We start from the raw sequence: 22,407 nt of genomic DNA on the forward strand, positions 1-22,407 counted from the left end.
TGCGCGTTCGTCTCATGCGCGCGCGTCTCATGCGTACGCTCGCCCCATGGATGTGCTCAGCGACGTGATCACGGTGGCGCGAACCGGCCGGCCCCGGTCGGCACACGTGCGATGGCACGCCCCCTGGGGGCAGCAGTTCGCGTCCGTACCGGGTTCGGCAGGCTTCCAGGTGATCCTGGAGGGCCACTGCTGGCTCCTGCCGCCACACGCGGCGCCGGTCCGACTGGACACGGGCGATGTGCTGTTCCTGCCGCACGGCAGCGGGCACACCCTGGCCGACAGCCCGGCAACGGCGGCCACAGCCCCGGTCTGCAGCCCCGACGACGCCGAGTCGCCCGGGCCCTACGCGTCGGACAGCGTCGACCGGCACGGTCAGGGCGGCCCGGCCACCGTGGTGCTCTGCGGCGCCTACCGGCTCGACCCGTCCCGAACCCACCCCCTCCTGCTGACCCTGCCCGAGCTGATCCACCTGCCGGCCGATCCAGGCCGCCATCCCGAGTTGCACGCGGCGGTGCGACTCCTGGCCGCCGAGGTGGGCAATCCGCGCCTGGGCACCAGCGCGACCGTCCCCGCACTCCTGGACACGCTCCTGATGTACATCCTGCGCATCTGGCTCGCCGAACAGCCCGCCCGCGACAACATCACCGGCTGGGCCGCGGCGCTCAACGACCCGGCGGTCACCGCCGCCCTCCACGCAGTCCACCGGGACCCGGCAGCGCCGTGGACCGTGGCGACACTCGCTGCGGAAGCCGGCCTCTCCCGGGCAACGTTCGCCAGGCGCTTCACCTCGATGATCGGTCAACCGCCCCTCGGCTACTTGACCTGGTGGCGACTGACCACGGCAGCCCGCCTCCTGCAGGCGACGGAAGCACCCCTGAGATCCATCGCCGCCCAGGTCGGATACACCTCCGAGTTCGCCTTCGCCAACGCGTTCAAGCGCACGCACGGACTGGCCCCCGGCGCGTACCGGCGCCGAAGCTGACTCGGCCGCGAGGACGGTGAGCACGTTCACCTGTACGCGACCGGGCACATCCAGGTGTCCGCCGACAGCCCTTGCCTCCACGAGGCCGATTCCCCGAGGAACACCGCCCCAGCTACCGGGGCACGCCCTGCCGGCCGAGGCCGGCTGGTCCCGGCCCAGGCACCCAGGCGCAGCGCGACGAGAATCCGGGTGCGTACCTCACCGGATCCTTGCGAAGATCACCGGTATGACCCAGACGCCCACCGGCCACGACGGCTCCGACGACCCCTTCGCCGAGATCGGCGATCCCGTCCTGGCCGTCACGGACAAGCGGCGGGGCCTGCTCGCCGTCGCCGTCGCCGGCGCGCACGAGTACGACGAGGCGAAGACGGTCGGCGTCTTCGACGTCACCGACCGCGCCCGCCGCCGCTGGCTCATCAGCTCGCAGTACCCCGTGCACGCGATGGCCTTCCATCCGGTCCGCCCGTTGCTGGCCGTGGGGTCCGGGGACTACGACGGGGGCTACCACTTCGAAGGGGAGCTGCTGCTCCTTCACCTGGAGACCGGCAGGGTCCGGTCGCTCATCGAGCACGACTTCGGACGGCAGGTCCTCGGGCTGGAGTGGCTCAACGACCAGGACCTGCGCGTCCTCATGGCGCCGCACGACGACTGGAAGGACAACAAGGCCCACGTGGAAGGGCACGTCGCCGTGGTACGCCGCGCCGACTGGACCAGGGTCGACGCGAAGTCGGTCACCGGCCGCGACCTGGCCGGCCCCCGGGTGCCGGCGCCGCGACCGGACCACCGGGAGGCCGCCCGTCAGACGGTCGCCCGCCTGACGGCGCCACAGGTACGCCGGCACCACACCGACGGTCGGAACGGGTGAGGACGCGCCCCCGGCGGCCGACCTCGTGGACGAGGTCGGGGACCTCTGGATCGCGGTGATTCGGCTGGCTCCGAAGTAGAGGAACAGCGCGCCGTTGATCCAGCGCAGATCGAGGAGACAGGGGCTCGCGGGCGCATCTCCGGTGCTGAAGGAATGACCTCGACAGGGGTAATGGGCTCGTCGATTTTCCGCGGAAAATTTCCGAGTCATCCAGCAGTCGGGCCCGGCCAGCTGGACGCCGGCCGAAATCCGGTGGAGGCGCGTACCCGCCTGAGGTTCGATGTCCCTGTCCTCCAGGCGGCCGCTGCGTGCGGTCTCCTGAAGACTGCCGACCCCGCCGACCCGCCCTGGAGACCGAACCAGATGACCGACCAGATCCACGACATGACGGCGAATCGGTACGTCTACCTCGACCCGGACGGGTGCGGCGGAGGCTGGATGTTCGTCATCGTGGCAGCGCCCACCGGGGTGGTCTACCAGAACCAGTGCGGCGGTCATGCCTGCGCTCAGTACGAGCAGGAGGGCTACCTTGTCCCGCTCTACGGAGCAAACCTGGACGAGGACCTGAACGCGATCTTCGTCGGCGAGCTGAAGGGCTGGGGCATGCGCGGGCAGGAGTGGCCAGCCGGGATGCTCGACCGGTTGCGGGCCGCCGTCGACGCTCTGGGGATCTACGGTTCCGGTCGCCATGACGTCTCCAGTCCACCGTCTCTGGTCCTCGACGAGTCCAGGCTCTCCGAGGCGGCCGAGGCGTGGATCCCGGTCATCACGCCTGACGGTCCCGGGGTACTGGTCTGGGAGAACTCCGACTAAGGCTCTCCCGCAACCCATCTCGGGCTCATGCCCGGATGCCCCGAGCAGCCGAGGCGACAGTCCGCCAGCCGCCTGCGCGGAGGCTGCGCAGGTGAGCGATACCGATGATCGCTCAGTAGCCGCAGCCCCCTGAGCAGCCCTACGGGACAGCACAGCTCCGCCCACATCGAGGCCCCGAATTTTCCGCGGAAAATTCGGGGCCTCGAAGGTGCAGCAACGGCTCCCGCAGGCCGACCGGGATTCCGACAGGACAGGACAGTGTTCGGGCCTCCGACCGTCCTGCGGCATCCAGCAGTCCCGGCCCCCAGCCAGTAGCGGTAGCTGCGAGAGCCTTCCCCTTGAGCCTGCACGCATCGGACCAGGCGCCGACTCCCCCGGCGCTCTACAGCCGGGCCCGCCCGGCCCACCGCGCTCCGTACCGCCTGGCCCGGGCGGTCGCTGACCGGGGACGGACCACAGGTGCAGCCATCCGTACGGGACGTGCCTCACCACCGGCCACTCCCCCGGCGCGTTGACAGCCTCTCCCCCAGCGCCTCCGAATTTTCCGCGGAAAATTCCGGGACGCGCGAACGGCACCGACGAGTCGATGCGCCAGGCCGGCCGGCTCGTACCGTCCGGGCCGTGATGCCCACCGGCCGGGGCCCCGCATGTTGAGTTCCTGCATCCCCCAGCATCGAGCGGTGCGCCACTGGCTTCTCGCCCGACCGTCACGACCACGGGCTCGGTGAACAACCCCCATCAGAGCAACAGGCCAACAAGCATGATGCCGGGACAACCTGACTTTCCCGCGGGACCGCCATCCGGGAGCGGCGGCCTCAGGTGTCCGAGCGAGTCCCCACGATCCCCCGGTGACCGACGACGAGATCATCGAAACCTGCCGCAGGATCGCCCGGGGCCGGAACGCTCCCCCACCCGCGCCGCCCGAGGCGGTTTCTTCGGCGCCTCCACACCGAGGCCTTCCACGGCGGCTTCGGACCCGCCGACAAGGGGCTGCCGGTCGACATGGAGCAGTGCCACGAGCACATCGCGGAAGCCCATGAGTACGGACCGGATCCGACTGGGGGAGTACCAGCCGGAGTGGTGCCGCTCCACGACCGGGGCTGCACGATGTGGTCGATGGTCGACTTCCGCGACGAGGACGGCGCGATGTGGTCCAACGCCGACGGCGACTGCCGACCGCAAGGCGTCACCCTCGCCCACTGGCTGACGACCGCGTTGAACGACGAGCTGCGCTTCGCCCGGCCGGGCGGAGTCCCCTTGGAAGGTGGATGGCATCGGCGGACGCTGCCGACCGACCACCAGGGGGCACTGACCGGTGGACGATCAGACAGGGGAAACGAGACGGATCCGCCCAGGCCCTCCCGGGCGACTCCACGTCGGTCCGATCGACTGGACACGGATGCGCGACTGCCGTGGGAACGTCGAGCGTGCTCCCGCGCTGCTGGACCGCGTCGAGCACGAGGAAGATGCCGAAGCGTGGAAGGAACTCGGATACCGGCTGTGTCTGGAGGATGACCTCGTCTTCCCCGCCTGGTGCGGCTCGCGGCGGACAACCCGCAGGCGCGCGCACTGGCCGGGACGATCGTCCGCTGGGGGAGGGGCGCCACGGCTGTGACGAGCTGCTCGCGGACCGCGTCGACACGATCGCTGAACTTCGTGTGCTGCTGGACCAGTACCTGAAGTCGCGGCCGCCCGACTATCTCGCGGCATTCGTCGATCTGCTGGCCGCCAAGGAGCAGTACCACTGGAGCGTCGGCCCGGGCGACTTCACCGACGGCTTCCACCACCTTCCCTGTCCTCCCTGCGATGCCGAGGTGACGATCGCCATCGGAGACGACGGGCGGTACTCGGCGATCAGGGACTGGCACCTCGGAGACGTCGACCGACGCGACCTGCGGCCGGCGTCCCCCGAGCACCTCTCGGGGGATCGGGCGATGTATGGATGAGGCTGCTGTCCGGGATGGACAGGAAGCCCCTCGCCGACGGCGTCACCCATCTCCCCGGCAACACCGAATGCCCTCGCTGCGCCAGCGTGTTCAATCTCGCGGACGAGGACACCTTCGCCAACCGCTCGGGCCGGTAGATCGCGGGCCGCGACACGGTGACGTCGCGGGGGAGTCATGACAGGAGAGGATCAGCGGATCGACGCCGATCCCTGGTCCAACGCCGGGCCGCTTTCGCCCCCTGAGGGTCGGACTCACCCGACGCCCAGGTCGGCCTGTTGGCCGTGCTGCCCAAGGCACCCGTTCTTCGGTCGGCCGATTTTCCGCGGAAAATTCCGTGGCCCAGGGTCGTCCCGTCATTGATCTCTGGCAGATCAGGGCGGGGTGATCCGCCTCTGGGCGGGAATCACCGGTGCGCCCCCGGAGGAGGATGTGCAGACGGGCAATGCCGAGCATCGCGTGGTGGACGCCGTTGGACACCCCGAGCAGCGGTGCAAGCTGTCGCAGCGTCAGGCTCGTGCGTCAGTAGACGGAGGCCGGCAGGCTCCGGGCCTCCAACGGCAGGCCCCACCGGGCGGCCTCGGCGCACCGTGCCGGCCCCTTCGCGGCGGAGCATCGTGACCAGCGTCCGGAAGTCGCGCGAGCCCAGCCCAATGAACGGGCGGGCCGTCGAGGACGGGGCCGACGCCGTGATCACACCTGCCACTCCAAGATCACGGCGTTGGCAAGGTCGGACCCGTGGATCTCTCTACGGCCAGGAGGCGGAGGTTGCCGCTCCAGGTCTCGCAGCGGACACCGCCCGATGCGAAGTCCAGTTCAAGTGCCACGCGCCCTGTTGCCGGATTCCATTCCTGCCGGACTCCGAGCACAACCTCGCCGAGGTGGGCCGCGAACGGTGTCTCGTCACGCACGGGCAGAACGTCGATCCGGCCCCAGTCGCCCATGTCGAAGCCTTCATCCGGCCCGGAGGACTCGACCATGAGGCACCAGTCCGTGCCGCTGGCGATGTTGGTGGACCTGCCTCGATCGTCGATCAGCCACACCTCGACCGGGCCGTCGCCAGGATGCCCGGCGTGCGTGTGCCACGACGCCAGCACCTCGACGAGCCGGCTACCGACCAAAGACCAGGGGTCGATGCCAGGTCCGTGCAGCGGGCAGGCCGGGTTCACGAGTTCCACCCGGGGACCGTACCGCGACCGTCAGCGCCACCTCACCCGCTTAGACGGGGACAGCCGTCAGGAGAACACAGGACGGCTCAGCGACACGGAACGCCCGCGGCGTGCCATCGCTCCGTCGGACCTCCGCTCTCGCAAGGCGTCCCCCCGGCTCCGAATTTTCCGCGGAAAATTCGGAGCCGGGGGAGTGGGGGAGCCGGGGGAGTGGGGAGTCGCGGCCGGTGGCGCCTGTGTTCACCCTCAATCGATGCCATGGCCCCGGCACTGCAGACAGCATCACCCCTGCCGGTGACGGCCTCGGGACGCGTACACCGGGCTCTCGTCACCGCTGTCCCGCTGCCAACGGCGGCTGGGATGTCAGTGCTATCGGAGATGCTCGGTGACTGCCGTCGCCGAACCAGGGGGTCCTCAAGTGCCGATCCGTATCGCCAGCCGTCGCCGTTCGATGGCCTCACTGACCGCCGCCTTCCCCGGCGCCGAGGTCATCGACGTCACCTCCAAGGCACCGGAGCCGTGGGTGCGGCTGAGCCCGTTCTACCCGCACGGCGACCTCCCGGTGCCCTACAGCGACGGAGTGACAAGTCAGTCCGTCGAGGGGATCTGGCAAGCCCTCAAGGTCTTCCAGGACTCCGACGTCGATCCCGCGAAGCTCCGGATCACCACGATGAAGGGCCTGAAGCGGACAGTCCGCCGGTACGGCCCCGTCCTGGGCCACCGAACCGGTCTGGACGGTGACCGGTTGCTGCCCTACGAAACGGCCCGGCGCCGTATCTACCTGCCGGCCTACCGCTGGGTCCTCGAGCACCGAGCCACCGATCTGATCGAGCTGCTCAGGAGCAAGCACGACGTCGTACTCCTGGACTACACCACCAACGGGGACGTGACAGTCCCTACCACCCCGCTCTCGCACGCCGCGCTCATCCAACTGCATATAGAAGGACGCTGGCCCAGCGAAAACGACCCCGAGACTCCCCGCAGTGCCGGCAGCCGGACGCCATGAACGGGTGATCCGGGGCCAACCGCCGGGCGGTGCCCGAGCAGACGGCCCCCGATTTTCCGCGGAAAATTCCGCGGCCCGACAACTGCTGCAGCGCCGGGCCGCCGAGGGATTGCTCCGCCCTCCGAACCTGCCTCAAGGCGGCCCGTCAGCTGGATCCGGATTTTCCGCGGAAAATTCTTCCGGCCTGCTCCCTGCCCTGGCCCCCGCCACCCAGGTGTCAGGGGCTTGCGGCACTTGATCCGACCAGACCCCATCCGACACACCCCCGAGGTGACGCCATGGACGAGTACGCGATCCCGATCCTCCCGAGCCGGGACCTGGACGAGACACATCAGTTCTACGATCGCCTCGGCTTCAGCTCCCGCGGCCGCTGGGACGGGCCGGACGGCTACCTGATCCTCGTCCGGGGCACCGTCGAACTCCACTTCCGCCACGACCCCGACGTGGACCCGCTGGCCACTGCCGGCAGCTGCTACCTCCAGGTTCGGGACGCCGACGCCCTCCGCCGCGACTGGGCACTGACCGGCATCCCCAGCGAGCCGTCGACCGGCAGCCGCCTGACTCCCGTGGCCGACACCGACTACCGGATGCGGGAGTTCGCCCTGGTCGACCGCAGCGGCAACCTCCTCCGGATCGGCAGCCCACACGGTTCCTAGTGCCGAGACCGCATAGATACCTCAGGGATCTAACGCGTCAAGCCGAGGCGTGGAGCAGCTGTGTAGCCTGTCGCTCCGTTCGAATAGATGGAGGGCCTGAAGGTGGACGTCGAACAGCCTCATGCAGCGATCGAACTCCCTGAAGGATCTTGGTGGGAGTGGGACGTTGTCGCGTGGGGCCGTGGGCAGTTTCGGCTCGCTGCCGATCACGATCTGACCTACCACCACGGCCTAGAACTGGTCTTCGGCGACCCACTCTTCGTCAACTGCCCGTCGTATTTCCAAGATCCTCTCTTTCGCGTGCCCACGCCTGAAGAGTTGGCGGCGGCGATAGGCCTGCTTGGCGAAGACCCGCCCGTGCTGGTCGCCTTCGAAGCAGACGCAGGCGGGACGGAGCCTGCCTCGTGCCTCATCGCTGCGGATCGCCTGGACATTGTGCAGGAGACCGTATTGAGGTACTGGCGCGAGGACGCAGCTCCTGATCAGCGGTTCGCTCCGTGGGTCAAGCCTTCAGGTCGGTGACGGTGACGGTGACGTGACGGGGTCAGGCGGCCGCGGACCCCCGACTCGTCCTGCATGGTCGGGAAGGCCAACGCCTCGTCGTGGCGTCGGCCCTTCTGGAGGCAGTGGTAGAGCTGGCCGATCATGCGGTTGAAGAGGTTGCGCTGCGCGGCGGCGTGCCAGTCCCCATGGCCGTCGCGTCGCGACCCGGGCGGGCGCCAGCGGCTGTCTCCTTGAAGATCGGTGATGCGGACAAGCCTCCCGAGGCCGGCGCCTGGGCGTTGCGGGGCCTGAATTTTCTGCGGAAAATTCCGGTCCCAATGCGGGAGTTGGACAGATCCGCGGTGGGGGAGGGCCAGCTGTCCTTCCGGTGCTCTGACTGCATAGGTCCACCGGGTTGGCGCTGACAGAGCCTCGGCCGGTTGGATGTCGCGAGACGTTCAGCTTGGGAGGGGCGCGATGGCGGAGCCGGTCGTGGTCCGCAAACTCACGGACCAGGAAGGCCAGCAGCTACAGAGGATCGTGCGTCCGGGCAGTACGAGTACGGTGCGGTACCGGCGGGCGATGATGCTGCTGGCCGCCGCACAGCCAGGGCGCGCGCTCCCCGCCCCTGGGCTACTTGAGCAGCCGGAAGCCGGGCTGGCCGACCCAGGCCCGCAGGAACCCCGCGGTGCCGAGCACCATCGGATAGTCCCCGTCGGTTACCCCCAGCACTCCTGGAAGTTCGTCGACCACTGTTGCCTGTCCCTCCAGCAGCTCGACCTTGACCACGCCCCCGAGGACGTCGACGATCGCCGCGGTCAGCAGGGCGGTGGCCACGTGGTCAATCCCACGGTTGCAGCCGGCGCTGACGTTCACAGCTTGTGTCGGCTTGAAGCCGAGGACTGCTTCCACCTCGGACTCATCCGCGTGCTCCGCCTCGAAGATGCCCTCGTCACCAGCCCCCGGCCCCAACAAATGGACCAAGAAAGGCCGGTCCGCCTCGTGCGGATCGAGAGTCGCGGGCGCTTCGATGCCCAACCGCTCCACGGGCACGTTGACGTCGAAGTATCCCTGCCGCAGCTGCTCAAAGTGGGTGGCGAGCCCTCGTATCAACGAGCGGAACCCACTCAGCGCAACCGGGGAGACCGGCTCCGCCAATTCGATCACCAGCGTCGGACCAGCCATGCCGGGAGCCTAGCGCCCTGCCTGGCTCCGATACACCCCAGTTCCCCCCACCCCGGATCCAGCCGGCCCGGGCCGCGAAGCCCTGGCCTTTCGCGCCAGCAGCGAGGCGGGCCTCGAGTACTGCAACGGCTGGACCGCGGAATAGGTCTGCTTCTCCAGCCGAACCTCGACCGGCGGGACGGGAACCTCCCACGCGGCTCCGAGGTTCTTGGCCGTCATGAACTCCGCCCTTCGCCTCGAGGCCGCTTCTCGCTGAGAATCGTGATGTTGCTGCCAGAGCTATGCCAAGCTCCGAGATCTGAAGACAAATGACCTCATTAGACGTCTGATAGACAAGGTCTGGCGTTGATTGCCAGCTCGCGAGAAATTATGACGTGACGTCAGAACATGCCTCGGGGGCCGGCCGCTCTGCCAGTGCGCCGACTTGCCGGAGTCCGTGAACGGCTCGCTCTCGGTCCCGATGCGGCGCGACGATCTGGCCCCACGTGCCGCGGACCTGCTGGAGTGGGTGTTCCTCGTTCACATGGTTGCTCCCTTCGCTGCCGGCTGACCCCCGCGGGCGCGGGGAGGAGGCTTTCTGACCTGAGACGAAAGGAGCGCTTTGCCATTTCTTGACGATGGGCCGTTTGCTGCTTCTCGGGCAGTGGCCGTGAAGGTGTCAAGGAACGCCTAAGAGGCTGGGCAGCGGCAGCTGCGTGAACCGTCGGCTGGTGGAGACGACGGCGAGCCGTAGATGGTGGGCAAAGCCCCGCAGCGGCGGCAACCGCTCCGATTGGCGTGTTCGTGGCGGCCCCTGGCAGCGTGCGGCCAGGAGGGCTCAGGCGGTGTCGTCCCTCATCACCAGTACGGTTCCACATGGCGGCCCCGCCAGCCTGTGAGGCGGTCGCTGGCGTTCGGTCTGGAGTGGCTGGGGGCGCCCGACGCGGCGATGATGGGCAGATCGTCCGGCGCTTGGCCATGGTGGCCCCGCCGTCGGTCAGACGCGGGGCGCGGCCACCCGCGGCCCGCGCCGGCGGCGCGAGGGGCTCTGCGCGTCCCCCGCCTACGGGCGGACCGAGGAGGCACTGTGAACGGCTACCCCCCGATCGGGGCGCACGGCATCGTCGGCGACCTCCAGACGGCGGCGCTGATCGCCGCCGACGGCACGGTCGACTGGTGGTGCACCCCCCGGTTCGATTCCCCCAGCGTGTTCGCCTCGCTGCTCGACAGCGACCGCGGCGGCTACTGCCGGCTTCACGCCGACGTCAGCGAGGAGGCGACCGTCCGCCAGTTGTACCTGCCGGACACCGCCGTCCTGATCACGCGTTTCATGGCGCCGAGCGGTGTCGGCGAGGTACTCGACTTCATGCCGCCCGACCCGTCGCCGACGCCGTCGGCCACACACCGGCTGGTCCGGGTGGCGCGGGTGGTGCGCGGCAGCATGCCGTTCGAGCTGCTGTGCCGGCCTCGCTTCGACTACGGCCGCGCGCCCCACGACCTGACTCGCCTGGACGACGGGTCGATGCTCTTCCGCGGCCCGGGTACGGACCTGCAGGTGCAGACCACCGCGCAGATCGGGCTGCACCCGGACGGCACGGACGTCTCCGCGCGCTTCACGCTGCACGCCGGTGAGCGTGCCGCCGTGGTGCTGACCAGCGAGACGGGCGAGCCCGGCGAGCTGAGCGGCCGACCCGGCGGCCAGGTCCCCACCGCCGAGGCGGTACTCGCCGAGTTCGAGGCGTGCACCGGGTTCTGGACGGACTGGCTGCGATCGTCGCGCTACCGCGGCCGCTGGCACGAGATGGTGACCCGCTCCGCCATCACCCTCAAGCTGCTGACCTACGCCCCGACCGGCGCCCCGATCGCCGCCGCCACCATGGGCCTGCCGGAGCAGATCGGCGGTGAACGGAACTGGGACTACCGCTACACCTGGGTGCGCGACGCCTCCCTCTCGGTGCGCGCCATGATCGACCTGGGCTTCACCGCGGAGGCGAGCGCATTCCGCCGGTGGCTGCGCGAGCGCCTGGACGCCAGCGGCACGGCCTCCGGCGAGCCGCTGCAGATCATGTACCGGGTCGACGGCGAACCGCACCTCACCGAGGAGGTACTGGACCACCTGGAGGGCTACCGCCGCTCCGCGCCGGTGCGGGCCGGCAACGCCGCCGCCGACCAGATCCAACTCGACATCTACGGCGAGGCCGCCTACGCCTTCGCGCAGGCCGAGGACATCGGCGGCATCCGCGGCTGGCAGGCCTTCACCCGCGTCATCGACTGGCTGGTCGACCACTGGGACCGCCCCGACGAGGGCATCTGGGAGACCCGCGGCGGCCGCCAGAACTTCACCTACAGCCGGCTGATGACCTGGGTCGCCTTCGACCGGGCGATCCGGCTCGCCACCGCCCACTCCCGCCCCGGCGACGTGGCCCGCTGGCAGGCCGCCCGCGACACCGTGTTCCGACAGATCGTCGACTCCGGCTGGAGCGAGAAGCGACGCGCCTTCGTCCAGCACTACGACACCGAGGTCCTCGACGCGTCCCTGCTCCTGATGCCGAAGGTCGGCTTCCTCACCCCCACCGACCCGGACTGGCTGACCACCCTCGACGCCATGGACACCGAACTCGTCAGCGACAGCCTGGTCTACCGCTACGACCCCGCCGCTTCCCCCGACGGCCTGCGCGGCTCCGAGGGCACCTTCAACCTGTGCAGCTTCCTGTACGTGGAGGCACTCGCCCGGGCCGGACGCCTCCACCAGGCCCGCTACGCCTTCGACAAGATGCTCACCTACGCCAACCACGTCGGCCTGTTCGCCGAGGAGATCGGCCCCTCCGGCGAGCAGCTCGGCAACTTCCCGCAGGCGTTCACCCATCTGGCCCTGATCGACGCCGCGATCGCCCTGGACGAGGAACTCGACCGCGCCGAGCGCCGGCCCCGCTGACCGCACACGCCGCCGGCCGCCCCACGTCCACGGGAGGGCCGGCGACGTGCCGGCCGGTCGCGCGCCGCTACAGCGGTGTGGCCCGGTCTGCCCCGTCGGCGGCGGGTGGGCCGACTCGCGGCAGCAGGGCGGCGGCGGCCAGGCCGCCCAGGCCGATGACCGCGAGCGCGGCCATCGCGGCCGCGTACGCGCCCTTGGTCAGCCCCGACACCAGGATCGTGCCGGCGATGGCCGTGCCGAGCGAGGACCCGAGGTTGGAGATGCTGCGCGACAGGCCGGAGATCTCGCCCTGCTGCGACTCGAGGAAGCAGGACTGGACGACGTTGACCGACGGGGTGAGCATCACCCCCAGGCCCAGGCCGATCAGCAGCAGTCCGGGCGCGAACGCCCACGCACCGGGCGTCCAGGCCACCAGGGCCAGCAGCAGGGCGATGCCGGCGATCGTCACGACGAACCCGGCCATGATCAGGGTGCGCTGCGGACGGCGCCGCGCCAGCTTCTCGGCGGCCAGCGAGGAGGCGAGAATGCCGAGCGTGGCGGCCGTGAAGATGACTCCGGTCTGGATCGCGTCGTAGCCGCGCACGACCTGCAGATAGGCGGCCACGGTGAACGAGACGCCCATCAGCATCAGCCACTGCGTGTTCTGCGTGACCAGCCCCAGGTTGGAGGTGCGGTTACGGAACAGCGCCGTCGACAGCAGCGCCTCCCGGCCGGCCCGCTCCCGGCCGCGCACCCAGACGAAGAAACCGACCACCACCACGGCACCGGCCAGCAGCAGCCCCAGCGCCAGCCAGCCGTTGTTGTCGACCGCCAGGATTCCGGTCACCAGGAGCACCAGACCCGCCGCCGACAGCACCGCGCCGACGGTGTCGAAGGGCCGGGAGGGGTCGGGCGGCAGCGGATCGACGAGGCGGCGGCTGAGCACCACGATCGCCACGATCACCAGCGCCTGGAACACGAACGCGGCCCGCCAGCTGATCGCACTGGTGATCAGACCGCCGATCAGCGGGCCCGCGGCCGCCCCGATACCGCCCATCGCCATGATCGCGCCGAACGCGCGCGCCCGGGACGCCGTGTCGGTGAACAGCAGCGTCGTCAGGATGTAGACCGGCGGGATCAGCAACGCCGTGCCCACGCCCTCCAGGATGGAGTTTCCGAGGATCAGCACCCCGAGCCCCGGCGCGGCCGCACTCAGCACCGCCCCGACCCCGTAGACCACCAGCCCCGCCAGCAGGCAGCGTTTACGGCCCCATCTGTCGGTCAGCTTCCCGCCCGGGATCATCAGCGCGGCCATCACCAGCAGGAAGATCGTGATCGCCACCTGGACACCCTGCACGGTGGTGTCCAGGTCCTCGCTGATGTCGTTGATCATCACGTTCATGTTGGAGCCGGCGAAGCTGCAGATGAACTGCGCCAACGCCAGCGGGGCCAGCACCCGCCGCGCCCCCGCTGATGCCGTCCCCGCCATAGCGCCACCTGCCCATTCACCGAATCCACTGGTCCGCGGAGCTGCTCGACCTCGCCCGCACGCGGCCGACGCCGCCGGAGCGCAACCGCCACCCCGACCGTCGCACAGCCCGTCACCACAGGGCCTGAGGCGCGCAGCAGTGGCTGGTCTTCAAAAACCGCCTTCCCGAGTGATCCTGTGATGGTCACCGAGTAGGCCTGCGATCGCGCCGCCGACGACCAGGACGGGGTTCTTCGGGTGGGCCAGGCCAGCGCCGCGGCCAGTCCTGCGGAATTGCCGGGTCGAAGAGGTCGACGGCCTGCATCCACGCCGGTGGTTCGGCTTCCTCGCCCTCGCGGGTGCGGTCCCGCCACTGCTTGAGGGCCGGCAGAAGAAGACGACGCCGAACCAGCTCTGGCGGGCCGGCTGACCGCTCGTCTGCATTCCTCCGCCGAACGCCGCGACGGGTGCGGTCAGCACGCCGATGGAACCGATCCGTCCGAACGCTTCGGCGATCCCGTTGGCGCGGCCGCGGGGCGTGAGCATGAGGATGACCGCGACCAACGGGACGGGACTGATCGCGATGCCCACTGCGGAGGCCTGCATCTGTCCGACGGGGTTGCCCGCGGTGCTCCTGTGGGACGGGGGACTGGTTTCGATGGGGATGCCGCGCGTGGTCAGGCTGCGCAGCGGAATCCGATGTGGCTCATGCCGGTGTCGATCGGTTGCGGGCGGCGGGCGGCGGGGCGGTAACGATGACAGTACTCGTCCGCGCACAACCACGACCCGCCCTTGACGACCTTTCGCGGTACCGCCGGGCCGGGGGCGCGCGGGTCGACGCTGGCGGCTTCCGCGTCGTGTCGTGCGCTGTCGGGCGCGCAGCAGGAGGGGACGGCGTCGCGGCCGCCGGTGACAGCGTGAGCGGGGGCGAACCAGTCCGAGGTCCATTCCCAGACGTTGCCGACCATGTCGTGCAGGCCGTAGCCGTTCGCGGGGTAGCTGCCGACCGGTGCCGGGCCCATCGCGCCGCCGGGGTGGGTGTTGCGCCAGGGGAAGTGCCCGGACCACCAGTGCGCCAGGCGGCGCCCACCGGGAAGCTGTTCGTCGCCCCACGTGTAGGCGGCTCCGTCCAGACCGCCGCGAGCGGCGTACTCCCACTCAGCCTCGGAGGGCAGGCGGTGCCCGCGCCAGCGGGCGTAGGCCTCGGCGTCCTGGTGGGCGATGTGCACGACGGGATGCTGCTTGCGGCCCCGAAGGCCGGAGCCGGGACCTTCCGGGCGGCGCCAGCCGGCCCCGGGGGTCCAGGCCCACCACTGGCTCAGGTCCCGCAGGTCGACCGGGCCGGGGGTGGGGCGGAACACCATCGAGCCCGGCTTCAGCAGTTCTGCCGGCAGGCCCGGGTAGTGCGCCGGGTCCAGCGGGCGCTCCGCGAGCGTGACGTAGCCGGTGGCCGCGACGAACGCCGCGAACTGCGCGTTGGTCACCTGGTGGCGGTCGATCGCGAAGGCGTCGACGGTGACCGAGCGTGTGGGCGCCTCTTCGGGGTAGTGCCGGTCCGAGCCCATGGCGAAGTGTCCGGCGGGAAGGGCGACCATGCCCTCCGGGGCGCTGACCGGCCGGTCACCGCCCGCCGCTGGTCCGGGCAGCAGGGGCATCAAGGGCAGGGAGGCAGGGGCAGGTGCGACAACACCGCAGCCCTTCGTGCCCGGGCTGGGCTCACGCACTCGGCATTCCGGCGACCAGATTGGCCAGGACCTGGTCAATGGTGAAGCTCCCGGCCTTCTGCCGGGGCGGGAACTCCTTGAAAGTGGACAGGAAGTCCGCGACGACCCGCTGGGCCGGCACGAGCAGGAACGCGTGGGCGAGGAACCAGTCGTAGTAGGTGTTCGCGGTGACGTCGGCCTTCTCGAACGGGTCGGTGCGCAGGTTGAACAGCTTGGGCACGCGCAGCACGGTGAACGGCTCAGCCCACAGCGCCATGGTTCCCGGCGAGCGCTGCTCCATGAAGATCAGCTTCCAGTTGTCGTAGCGCAGCGCCATCAGGTCCCCGTCATCGGAGAAGTAGAAGAACTCCCTGCGCGGGCCCTGCTCACTCTGACCGGTCAGGTAGGGCAGCAGGTTGTGGCCGTCGAGGTGGACCTTGTAGGACTGGCCGTCCAGCGTGGTGCCGGCCTTGAGCTTGTCGGCGATCTTCGGCTCACCGGCCGCGGCGGCGAAGGTGGGCAGCCAGTCCAGGCCGGCGACGATCTCGTTGGACACCACCCCGGCCGGGATGTGACCGGGCCAGCGCACCAGGGCCGGAGTGCGGAAGCCGCCCTCCCAGTTGGAGTTCTTCTCGCTGCGGAAAGGGGTCGTGGCCGCGTCCGGCCAGGTGTTGGCGTGCGGGCCGTTGTCCGTGCCGTAGACCACGATGGTGTTCTCAGCGATGCCCAGCTCGTCCAGCAGATCCAGCAGCACGCCGATCAGCTTGTCGTGGTCGATCATCGCGTCGTGGTACTCGGACTGCCAGCGCCCGGACTGGCCCAGGGACGCGTCCTTGACGTGGGTGCGGAAGTGCATGTGCGTGGTGTTGAACCAGAGGAAGAACGGCACGTCATCGCCGGCCTGACGGCGGATGAAGTCCCCGGCTGCGGAGGCGAACTCCTCATCGCAGGTCTTCATCCGCTCCCGGGTCAGCGGCCCGGTGTTCTCGATCCGCTGCCCGCCGTGGCCGTCGGCCCAGGTGTGCAGCACCCCACGCGGCCCGTAGTTCCTGCGGAAGTCCGGGTACTCCTCCTCGGAGGGGTAGTCGCGCTCCTCCGGCTCCTCCTCGGCATTGAGGTGGTAGAGGTTGCCGAAGAACTCGTCGAAGCCGTGCAGAGTCGGCAGATGCTCGTCCCGGGTCGCCCAGGTGGTTCTTGCCGAACTGGCCGGTGGCGTAGCCCTGCTCCTTCAGGACCCGGGCGATGGTCGGGTCCTGCGGCTGCATGCCCAGCTCCGCCCCCGGTAGCCCCACCTTCGACAGACCGGTGCGGAACGGGCTCTGGCCGGTGATGAACGCCGAACGCCCCGCCGTACAGGACTGCTCCGCGTAGTAGTCGGTGAACCGCATACCCTCGGCGGCGATCCGGTCGATGTTCGGCGTGCGGTAGCCCATCAGGCCGTCGCTGTAGCAGCTCAGGTTCGTGATCCCGATGTCGTCGCCCCACAGCACCACAATGTTCGGCTTGCCCGCCATCGTCCGCGTCCCTCTCCTCGGCCCCGCCGGTCCTGCTCCGCTCCCACGCTATGAGTCGGCCGGGCCGCCCGCCGTGCGCAGTGCTGCGAACCGGTGAACCCCCGCGCCGCCGGTCGGCCGGCCGGTGCACGCCCGTCCGGGTGGAGTGGTCTATTTGAGGATGTTGATCGCCCGAGCGATCACCAGGGCCGCCACCACGAGCGAGACGGTACTCTGAGTGATCATCAGCAGTTTGGCCCACGGCTTGACCGGCGACGTGTCGGCCGGACCGAACGACGCGGAGGTCCAGAAGGCCAGCGCCAGGTAGTCCACGAAGACCGGGACCCACGCGGAGCAGGTGCTCTGCTGGAGCTGCATCTCGGGGAACACGAACGCGGGGTCCGCGAAGGGCCGGTGCGCCCGCGCGGCGGCACCGCCCCGGTCCAGATCCCAGTACCACAGCGCGAACGCGATCACGTTGGTCACCCAGATGACCCCGCCCGTCGCGAGAAGACCCGTCGCGTTGTCGGCGTAGAGCTTGCTGTCGGTCAGGATGTCCGCCACCAGGGACGCGGCAGCACCGAGGTTCGCCAGCGTGATGAACGCGATCATCAGGTCGGTCACCACCCGTAGCCACCGTGTCTGCCGATCGATCCGGCCGGGGTCAGCTCCGATCAGGACGGCCAACAGCACCACCATGACCGCCGGCAGCACCCACGACGGGCTCTCGCGATAACTGCGCGGGAGCGCGACGTGGAGCAGCGCGGCGACCAGGACGGCCGACGCGACCGGCCACCAATGCTCGCCGCGCGGCTCTGCCGGCTCACCCGCGGGGGACGGTTCGCCGGGATCATCGAGGCGGGAGTTCATGGCTCATTGTGCTGCCGTCCGGCTCCCGAGAACCGCCCATCGGGTCGACGGTCACCCCCGGGGAGCAACCGTGCGTACGGCCCGCCGTGCGGATCCAGGAGTCGGCCCCCGCTGATCCCCGTCTCACAAGGGGGCGGGTCGCCGTACCCAGAAGGGGGCGGCCCCGCTCCGCCTGCGGGTGGCAGCGGTGGCAGCGGTGGCAGCGGAGGCCGCGGGTGAGGCCGGTGTGGGGGTCGTGGTCCTCGCTGTGGGCGGGGCGGCCGGGCTCCGGGGTGGAGCCGCAGACGGCGCAGCGGTTCCGGTGGTAGGCGAGGAGGCGTTCGGCGGGGCGCTGGCGGTGGTCGTAGGGCGGCAGGGGCCTGGACAGGTAGGCCGGGAGGCGGGTCGGGCGTGGGCGTGACGGTCCCTTGCCGGTTCAGCGGTGCTTCGGTCCGGGCGGCAACGGGCCCGCCCGCCCCCGGGCTGGGGGTGGGCGGGCCCTGTTCCTCTTCGGGCAGTCCCGTCAACGGGCCGGCGTGGAGGCCGTTCCGTGCCGGGTGGGTTCTCAGCTGGTGGGCAGGGTGGTGCCGGGCAGGGTGTCCAGGGGGGCCCAGGCGGGCATGCCGGGCTTGTAGGCGGTGTGGTTGACGGTGCCGGTGGTGCTGGCGTCGAAGAGGTCGACGGTCTTGGTGGAGGCGCTGAACAGCGGGGCGGGGATCCGGCCGGCGGCGAGCTTCGTGGTTCCGCTCAGGGGCTCCCAGGCGCTCCACGGCTTGCCGTTGTTGAACCAGAAGGTGTGGTAGAGGGTGGTGTCGCGGCCGGTGGCGAAGAGTTCGATGGCGTCGGTGGCGGGGTTGTAGAGGGCGTTGGGGGCGCTGCTGAACCGGTAGTCGCCGTTGATGTTCGTCCAGTCGCTCCAGTCCTTCATGCCCGGGGTGTAGTAGCGGTGGGCGATGGGGCCGTCGGTGGTGGTGGCGAAGACCTCGGCGGTCTTGGTCGAGGGGTTGTAGACCAGGCTCGGGCTGCCGGTGACGGTGGCCCCGTCCAGGGGGAGCCAGGCGTTCCACGGCTTGCCGTCGTTGAACCAGTAGGTGTGGTACACGGCGCCGCCGGGTTCGACGGCGAACAGCTCGACCGCGCCGGTGGCCGGGTTGTAGATCGCGCCGGGGGTGGCGTTGAACTTCCGGTCGTGGATGGCGGTCCAGTCGGACCAGCCGGTCATGCCGGGGGAGTAGTACGTGTGGGCGACGGGGCCGTCGACGGTGGTGGCGAAGACCTCGGCGGTCTTGGTCTCCGGGTTGTAGACGGCGGTGGCGCTGCCGGTGAACTTGGTCGCGCCGGTGCCGGCCCAGGGACGCCAGCCCTGCGCGTCGGCCGTGTAGTAGGTGCGCCACATGAGGCCGTCGCTGTCCCTGGCGTACAGCTCGATGGCGTTGGTGGCCGGGTTGTAGAGGGCGGTGGGCGAGCCGGCGAACGGCTTGGTGCCGGCCGGGCGTTCGCTGATCGGCATCCAGGAGCTCCAGCCCTGGCCGTTGATGTTGTACGAGCCCACGACGCGGCCCTTGTCGTCGACGGTGAACACCGTCGAGGTCTGCTTGACGGGGTCGTGGACCGCGCTTGCGGTCGGCGCGGTGGCGGTGTCGCGAACCTGCTGGACCCAGGCGCCGAGGTCGTCGACGCGGGTAGCGGTGGCGCCGGTGCGGGTCTCGGTGGCGGGGGTGCCCAGGCAGCCGCCCTGCCACGAGCGGGAGGCGACGGCGGCGAGTTCGGCCTTGCCGTTGGTCTCGCGGATCACGGGGGCGCCGGTGTCGCCCTTGCAGATCGCGGCGCCGCCCGTGCCGGTGACGGCGATTGCGGTCGGGTTCACGCTGTCCAGGCTGAACAGGCCGGTGTGCAGGGCGGCGGGCACCCATTCGTCCTTGGTGCGCCCGTAGCCGGGAACACGCAGCTTCTCGCCGGCCGTGGGCGTGGCGGTGGCGAGGGCGAGTGGGGCGACGCCCTGGACAGGGGCGGCGAGTCGGGCCAGGACGACGTCGCGGCCGGTGCGCGGTGCGAGCTCGAGGACGTCGACGGTCTTGCCGGCGATGGTGGCGGTGGTCTTCCACTTCGGTGCACCTGGCTGCAGATTCTGCGGCTGGGCGGGGTCGTCGGAGAAGCAGCTGGCGGCGGTGATCACCCAGTTGCGGTCCACGAGCGTGCCGGTGCAGGCGCGGAAGTTGTCGCCGATGACCAGGCGCGCGGTGGCGGTGTAGGTGCCGTTGGCGGCCGTGTCGGCAACCACGGCGTGGGCCGGTGCAGCAGGGAGTACGGAGAGGGCGCCGACTGCGGTGGCGGAGGCTAGGAAGGTCTTCCAAGCGGCGCCCAGGGGGGCGGTGTCAGACAAGAGTTCGGTCCTTGGGTGATGCGGGTGGGCGCAGCGGGCAGGCGGTGCGCGGAGAGCCTGAGAGCGAGTCAGCCGGTGACGTGTAGTTCGACGGCGGTGGTCGGGGCCTGGCCCAGGCCTTCGCCGACGCCGATGAGGTCGTCCTTGGGTACGTCCGTGCTTGTGGAGGCACCGGCGGCGGTGAGGACGATCCGGATGGCTCTGCCTGAGGTCTGTACGGCGAACACGTCCGGCAGTTCGAGGGTGAGGAACCCGGTCGTGGAGGGAGCGGTGAAGCAGATCCGGTTGTCGGGGTTGCCCGGCGCTCGGGTCCACAGCTGGATCTGCGAGGGCTTGGAGCAGTCGCCCAGCTGGACCCCGCCGTCACCGCGCAGGAGCTTGACCCTGCTGATGGTCGAGGCGCCGGGATAGGCGAAGTCTTCGACAGCTGAGGGTGGGGCCGAGTTGTCGGCGGGCGGCGGCGCGGTGTCAGCTGAGGCGAGTGCAGTTGCGGAGGCAAGTGCTATGGCCATGCCGAGGGCAACGGCGAGCCACTGGCGTGCGGCACCGAGGGCCTGTCTTGCTGTGGGGAGGAAGTCGTGGATCACCTGGACTCCAGGAGGGTGGGCGAGGGCTGAGGGTCAGGTCGTACGCAGCTCGAGGAGGACGGCCGGCTTGCCTGAACCGGTGCCGCTGCCGATTCCGACGCTGGCGGCGGCGCCCTTGGCGATGTCGACGGTCTGGGAGACGCCCTCGCTGGTGATCTTGGCGCTGAGCGCGTAGTTGTCCGTCCGGATCCGGATCACGTTCGGCACTTCCAGTGCGAGGTAGCCGTTGCCGCCGGTCGCGCGGAAGCAGATCCTGTTCCCGCTCTCGTTGGGCAGGTCCATGCTCAGCACGCTGATCTGGTCGTTGACGGCGCAGTCCGACAGCATGATGTGGCCGTCGCCGCGCAGCAGCTTGACGTTGCCGAACGGGGCGGGACCGGGGTAGGTGAAGTCCTCCACCGCCGGGGGCGCGGCCGAGTTGTCCGCAGGAGTGCTCTCGGCGGAGGCGAGTGTGCCGGCACCGAGCGTCGCCGCTATCGCGATGAGACCGGCGGCAAGGTGCCGGGAGGCAAGCTTTGCCATGACTATCCCTACTCTTTTCTTCTTGGGTTGCCCGATGGCACGGATGCAAAAGATCCTGATGAAGGGCCTGGCTTGCTGGAGAACCGATAGTTTTGATGGTTCGTCACCAGAAGAGGTGGGGGATGAGGGTCGTCACTCCCCCTCTTCTGTCCCAGGCTGAATCCGCCCCATCGAACCAGAAGGAGCGAGAGTGCGACAACTGTGGATCCGCGATTGCCAGGTGGAATGTCCTGATTTATAGGAAACAGTCCCATTCCGATGGAGCGTCAGCTCATCGATACTCAATGCCTGCAGGAGGTCGGTGGATTGCTATCGATTTACCTTGGGATGACCGGTTCGGCATGCTCACTGTCGTGGCGTAATATCTGAGTAAACTCCCCTTCGCGGCCGAGATGCGGTCGACGTTGAAAGGGGAGGTTTTGGTGCATCACTCGATATCCCGCCCGCGCCGGGGCAGGAGGAGGGGCAGACCACCACTGCTGGGCAGGCTCTCCCTGAGCCTGCTGCCACTCGCTCTGGTGACCGGCCTGGTGGGAGCCGGGCTGCCCGATGCCGTCGCCGTCGAACCAGTCGGCGAACAGCTCCAGCTGAGTGACCGGGAACGCATACTCGGGGCCTGGCTCAAGGGCGGCCCGAGCGTGCACACACTCGCCGAAGCCGCGCTCGCCGGTGGCGACCAGGACGTGAAGCGGTTCCTGGAGAGCGACCTCGCGGGAGCAGAGCACGCCGACGACTTGCTCGCCGCCACCCAGATCGCCAGCCTCGGCGGGCCCAAGGTCCGCGAGGCCGCGAACAAGGCCATCGACGGCACCGCCGTCGAATTGCGGACGTTCCTGCAGAGCGGATGGCAGTCGGCCCTGGCTGCGGACCAGCGCCTGTGGACGACCCGGATCATCGACCCTGCCACCGGGGCGGGCCGCGGACTGCAGGCTGCCGGTGACGCCGCACTGCGCGGATCCGCCGATGATGTCCAACGCTTTTTGACGGAAGAGCAGTTCGCGGCGAAGGACGCGGACGACCGGGTGAAGCTGGTCCAGGTCCTGAGCGCGGGTGGTGCGAACACACAGGCGGCGGCGCGGGCTGCGTTGAACGGCTCGATCGAGGACGTCCGGGACTTCCTGGCCGTCGGGCAGTACATCGCCCAGAACCGAGACCAGGAACGGGGGAGCATCGCGCAGCTAGCCCAGCAGGCCAAGGAGGCAGGTGCGAAGGCCGCGGCCGAGACCTCGGCGGCGATCGAGGCCAAGGACAAGGCGGTCGCCAACTCACAGCTGGCGAAGCAGGATGCCGCGCGCGCGGCGGCCGAGACACAGGCCGCAGGCGGTGACACGGCCAAGGCCACCGCCGCCGCGAACAACGCCGCCACGGCGGCGGAGCGGGCCGGGGAAGCCGCGCGGACCGCGATCA

At 69.8% G+C, this 22,407-nt stretch carries 21 protein-coding genes and 3 pseudogenes; 10 read left to right on the forward strand and 14 right to left on the reverse strand.

Annotation, left to right across the window (positions count from 1 at the left end):
- The first annotated feature begins 46 nt into the window (after window positions 1-46).
- The 5 genes from BG452_RS39420 (at window position 47) to BG452_RS47445 (ending at window position 4,743) form a co-directional block, all read left to right on the forward strand.
- The gene (locus BG452_RS39420; RefSeq protein ID WP_188309152.1) at window positions 47-982 is read left to right on the forward strand and encodes an AraC family transcriptional regulator; all 936 of its coding nucleotides are present in this window, start codon (window positions 47-49) and stop codon (window positions 980-982) included.
- Between the two features lie 226 nt (window positions 983-1,208).
- The gene (locus BG452_RS39425) at window positions 1,209-1,847 is read left to right on the forward strand and encodes a hypothetical protein (RefSeq protein ID WP_188309153.1); all 639 of its coding nucleotides are present in this window, start codon (window positions 1,209-1,211) and stop codon (window positions 1,845-1,847) included.
- A gap of 363 nt (window positions 1,848-2,210) precedes the next feature.
- A complete protein-coding gene (locus BG452_RS39430) occupies window positions 2,211-2,660 on the forward strand; it encodes a DUF6210 family protein (RefSeq protein WP_188309154.1) in 450 nt (149 codons plus the stop codon).
- Window positions 2,661-4,318: 1,658 nt separating this feature from the next.
- The gene (locus tag BG452_RS39435) at window positions 4,319-4,606 is read left to right on the forward strand and encodes a hypothetical protein (protein WP_188309155.1); all 288 of its coding nucleotides are present in this window, start codon (window positions 4,319-4,321) and stop codon (window positions 4,604-4,606) included.
- A gap of 14 nt (window positions 4,607-4,620) precedes the next feature.
- A complete protein-coding gene (locus tag BG452_RS47445; RefSeq protein ID WP_262986112.1) occupies window positions 4,621-4,743 on the forward strand; it encodes a hypothetical protein in 123 nt (40 codons plus the stop codon).
- A 385-nt stretch (window positions 4,744-5,128) separates the two neighbouring features.
- Here the strand turns inward: BG452_RS47445 and BG452_RS46550 are convergent.
- A pseudogene (locus BG452_RS46550) lies at window positions 5,129-5,309 on the reverse strand (IS5/IS1182 family transposase); the annotation flags it as partial.
- 7 nt (window positions 5,310-5,316) lie between these two features.
- Complete coding sequence (locus tag BG452_RS39440) at window positions 5,317-5,781, reverse strand: hypothetical protein (protein ID WP_188309156.1); 465 nt, start codon at window positions 5,779-5,781, stop codon at window positions 5,317-5,319.
- A 409-nt stretch (window positions 5,782-6,190) separates the two neighbouring features.
- Here BG452_RS39440 and BG452_RS39445 point away from each other — a divergent pair, with 409 nt between their 5' ends.
- The 3 genes from BG452_RS39445 (at window position 6,191) to BG452_RS39455 (ending at window position 7,956) form a co-directional block, all read left to right on the forward strand.
- Window positions 6,191-6,778, forward strand: coding sequence for a DUF6939 family protein (locus BG452_RS39445; RefSeq protein WP_188309157.1), 588 nt, complete (start codon window positions 6,191-6,193; stop codon window positions 6,776-6,778).
- A gap of 278 nt (window positions 6,779-7,056) precedes the next feature.
- Window positions 7,057-7,434: a bleomycin resistance protein gene (locus tag BG452_RS39450; protein WP_188309158.1), complete on the forward strand. Its 378-nt coding sequence runs from the start codon at window positions 7,057-7,059 to the stop codon at window positions 7,432-7,434.
- 102 nt (window positions 7,435-7,536) lie between these two features.
- Window positions 7,537-7,956, forward strand: coding sequence for a hypothetical protein (locus tag BG452_RS39455; protein ID WP_188309159.1), 420 nt, complete (start codon window positions 7,537-7,539; stop codon window positions 7,954-7,956).
- Here BG452_RS39455 and BG452_RS46555 read toward each other — a convergent pair.
- Window positions 7,917-8,138 (reverse strand): annotated as a pseudogene (locus BG452_RS46555) (hypothetical protein); the annotation flags it as partial. The gene BG452_RS39455 and the pseudogene BG452_RS46555 sit on opposite strands and share 40 nt — an antisense overlap.
- A 412-nt stretch (window positions 8,139-8,550) precedes the next feature.
- Window positions 8,551-9,102: a DUF6368 family protein gene (locus tag BG452_RS39460; RefSeq protein WP_188309160.1), complete on the reverse strand. Its 552-nt coding sequence runs from the start codon at window positions 9,100-9,102 to the stop codon at window positions 8,551-8,553.
- Window positions 9,103-10,168: 1,066 nt separating this feature from the next.
- On the opposite strand from BG452_RS39460, the gene BG452_RS39465 reads away from it, so the two are divergent.
- Window positions 10,169-12,016 (forward strand): glycoside hydrolase family 15 protein, encoded by a 1,848-nt coding sequence (locus tag BG452_RS39465; RefSeq protein WP_188309161.1) that lies wholly within the window; start codon window positions 10,169-10,171, stop codon window positions 12,014-12,016.
- Window positions 12,017-12,083: 67 nt separating this feature from the next.
- Here BG452_RS39465 and BG452_RS39470 read toward each other — a convergent pair whose 3' ends face one another.
- The 10 genes and pseudogenes from BG452_RS39470 to BG452_RS39510 all read right to left on the reverse strand — a co-directional run bounded on the left by BG452_RS39470 (window position 12,084) and on the right by BG452_RS39510 (window position 21,000).
- The gene (locus BG452_RS39470) at window positions 12,084-13,484 is read right to left on the reverse strand and encodes an MFS transporter (protein ID WP_188309162.1); all 1,401 of its coding nucleotides are present in this window, start codon (window positions 13,482-13,484) and stop codon (window positions 12,084-12,086) included.
- A gap of 150 nt (window positions 13,485-13,634) precedes the next feature.
- Window positions 13,635-14,054 carry a hypothetical protein gene (locus tag BG452_RS39475; protein WP_188309163.1) on the reverse strand — a complete coding sequence of 140 codons (420 nt, stop codon included), beginning with the start codon at window positions 14,052-14,054 and terminating at the stop codon, window positions 13,635-13,637.
- Between the two features lie 86 nt (window positions 14,055-14,140).
- Entirely contained in the window at window positions 14,141-15,118 is a 978-nt protein-coding gene (locus tag BG452_RS39480) for a formylglycine-generating enzyme family protein (RefSeq protein ID WP_188309164.1), read from the reverse strand.
- 61 nt (window positions 15,119-15,179) lie between these two features.
- Window positions 15,180-15,725 carry a hypothetical protein gene (locus BG452_RS48310; protein ID WP_411293090.1) on the reverse strand — a complete coding sequence of 182 codons (546 nt, stop codon included), beginning with the start codon at window positions 15,723-15,725 and terminating at the stop codon, window positions 15,180-15,182.
- Window positions 15,723-16,680 (reverse strand): annotated as a pseudogene (locus tag BG452_RS48315) (sulfatase-like hydrolase/transferase); the annotation flags it as partial. The gene BG452_RS48310 and the pseudogene BG452_RS48315, both read right to left, overlap by 3 nt.
- A 150-nt stretch (window positions 16,681-16,830) precedes the next feature.
- Window positions 16,831-17,529, reverse strand: coding sequence for a hypothetical protein (locus tag BG452_RS39490; RefSeq protein ID WP_188309165.1), 699 nt, complete (start codon window positions 17,527-17,529; stop codon window positions 16,831-16,833).
- Window positions 17,510-17,896, reverse strand: a complete 387-nt coding sequence (locus BG452_RS48320) for an endonuclease domain-containing protein (protein WP_188309180.1) — start codon at window positions 17,894-17,896, stop codon at window positions 17,510-17,512. The genes BG452_RS39490 and BG452_RS48320 overlap by 20 nt, the downstream gene beginning before the upstream one ends.
- A 177-nt stretch (window positions 17,897-18,073) precedes the next feature.
- The gene (locus BG452_RS39500; RefSeq protein ID WP_188309166.1) at window positions 18,074-19,891 is read right to left on the reverse strand and encodes a trypsin-like serine protease; all 1,818 of its coding nucleotides are present in this window, start codon (window positions 19,889-19,891) and stop codon (window positions 18,074-18,076) included.
- Between the two features lie 68 nt (window positions 19,892-19,959).
- Window positions 19,960-20,403 (reverse strand): hypothetical protein, encoded by a 444-nt coding sequence (locus tag BG452_RS39505; protein WP_188309167.1) that lies wholly within the window; start codon window positions 20,401-20,403, stop codon window positions 19,960-19,962.
- Between the two features lie 108 nt (window positions 20,404-20,511).
- The gene (locus BG452_RS39510) at window positions 20,512-21,000 is read right to left on the reverse strand and encodes a hypothetical protein (RefSeq protein ID WP_188309168.1); all 489 of its coding nucleotides are present in this window, start codon (window positions 20,998-21,000) and stop codon (window positions 20,512-20,514) included.
- Between the two features lie 518 nt (window positions 21,001-21,518).
- Here BG452_RS39510 and BG452_RS39515 point away from each other — a divergent pair.
- Window positions 21,519-22,407, forward strand: an 889-nt coding sequence (locus BG452_RS39515) for an ALF repeat-containing protein (RefSeq protein WP_188309169.1), incomplete at its 3' end; no start/stop codon positions are given.

The sequence above is a fragment of the Streptomyces sp. CBMA123 genome (assembly GCF_014596465.1).
In the GTDB taxonomy this organism is placed as follows: domain Bacteria; phylum Actinomycetota; class Actinomycetes; order Streptomycetales; family Streptomycetaceae; genus Kitasatospora.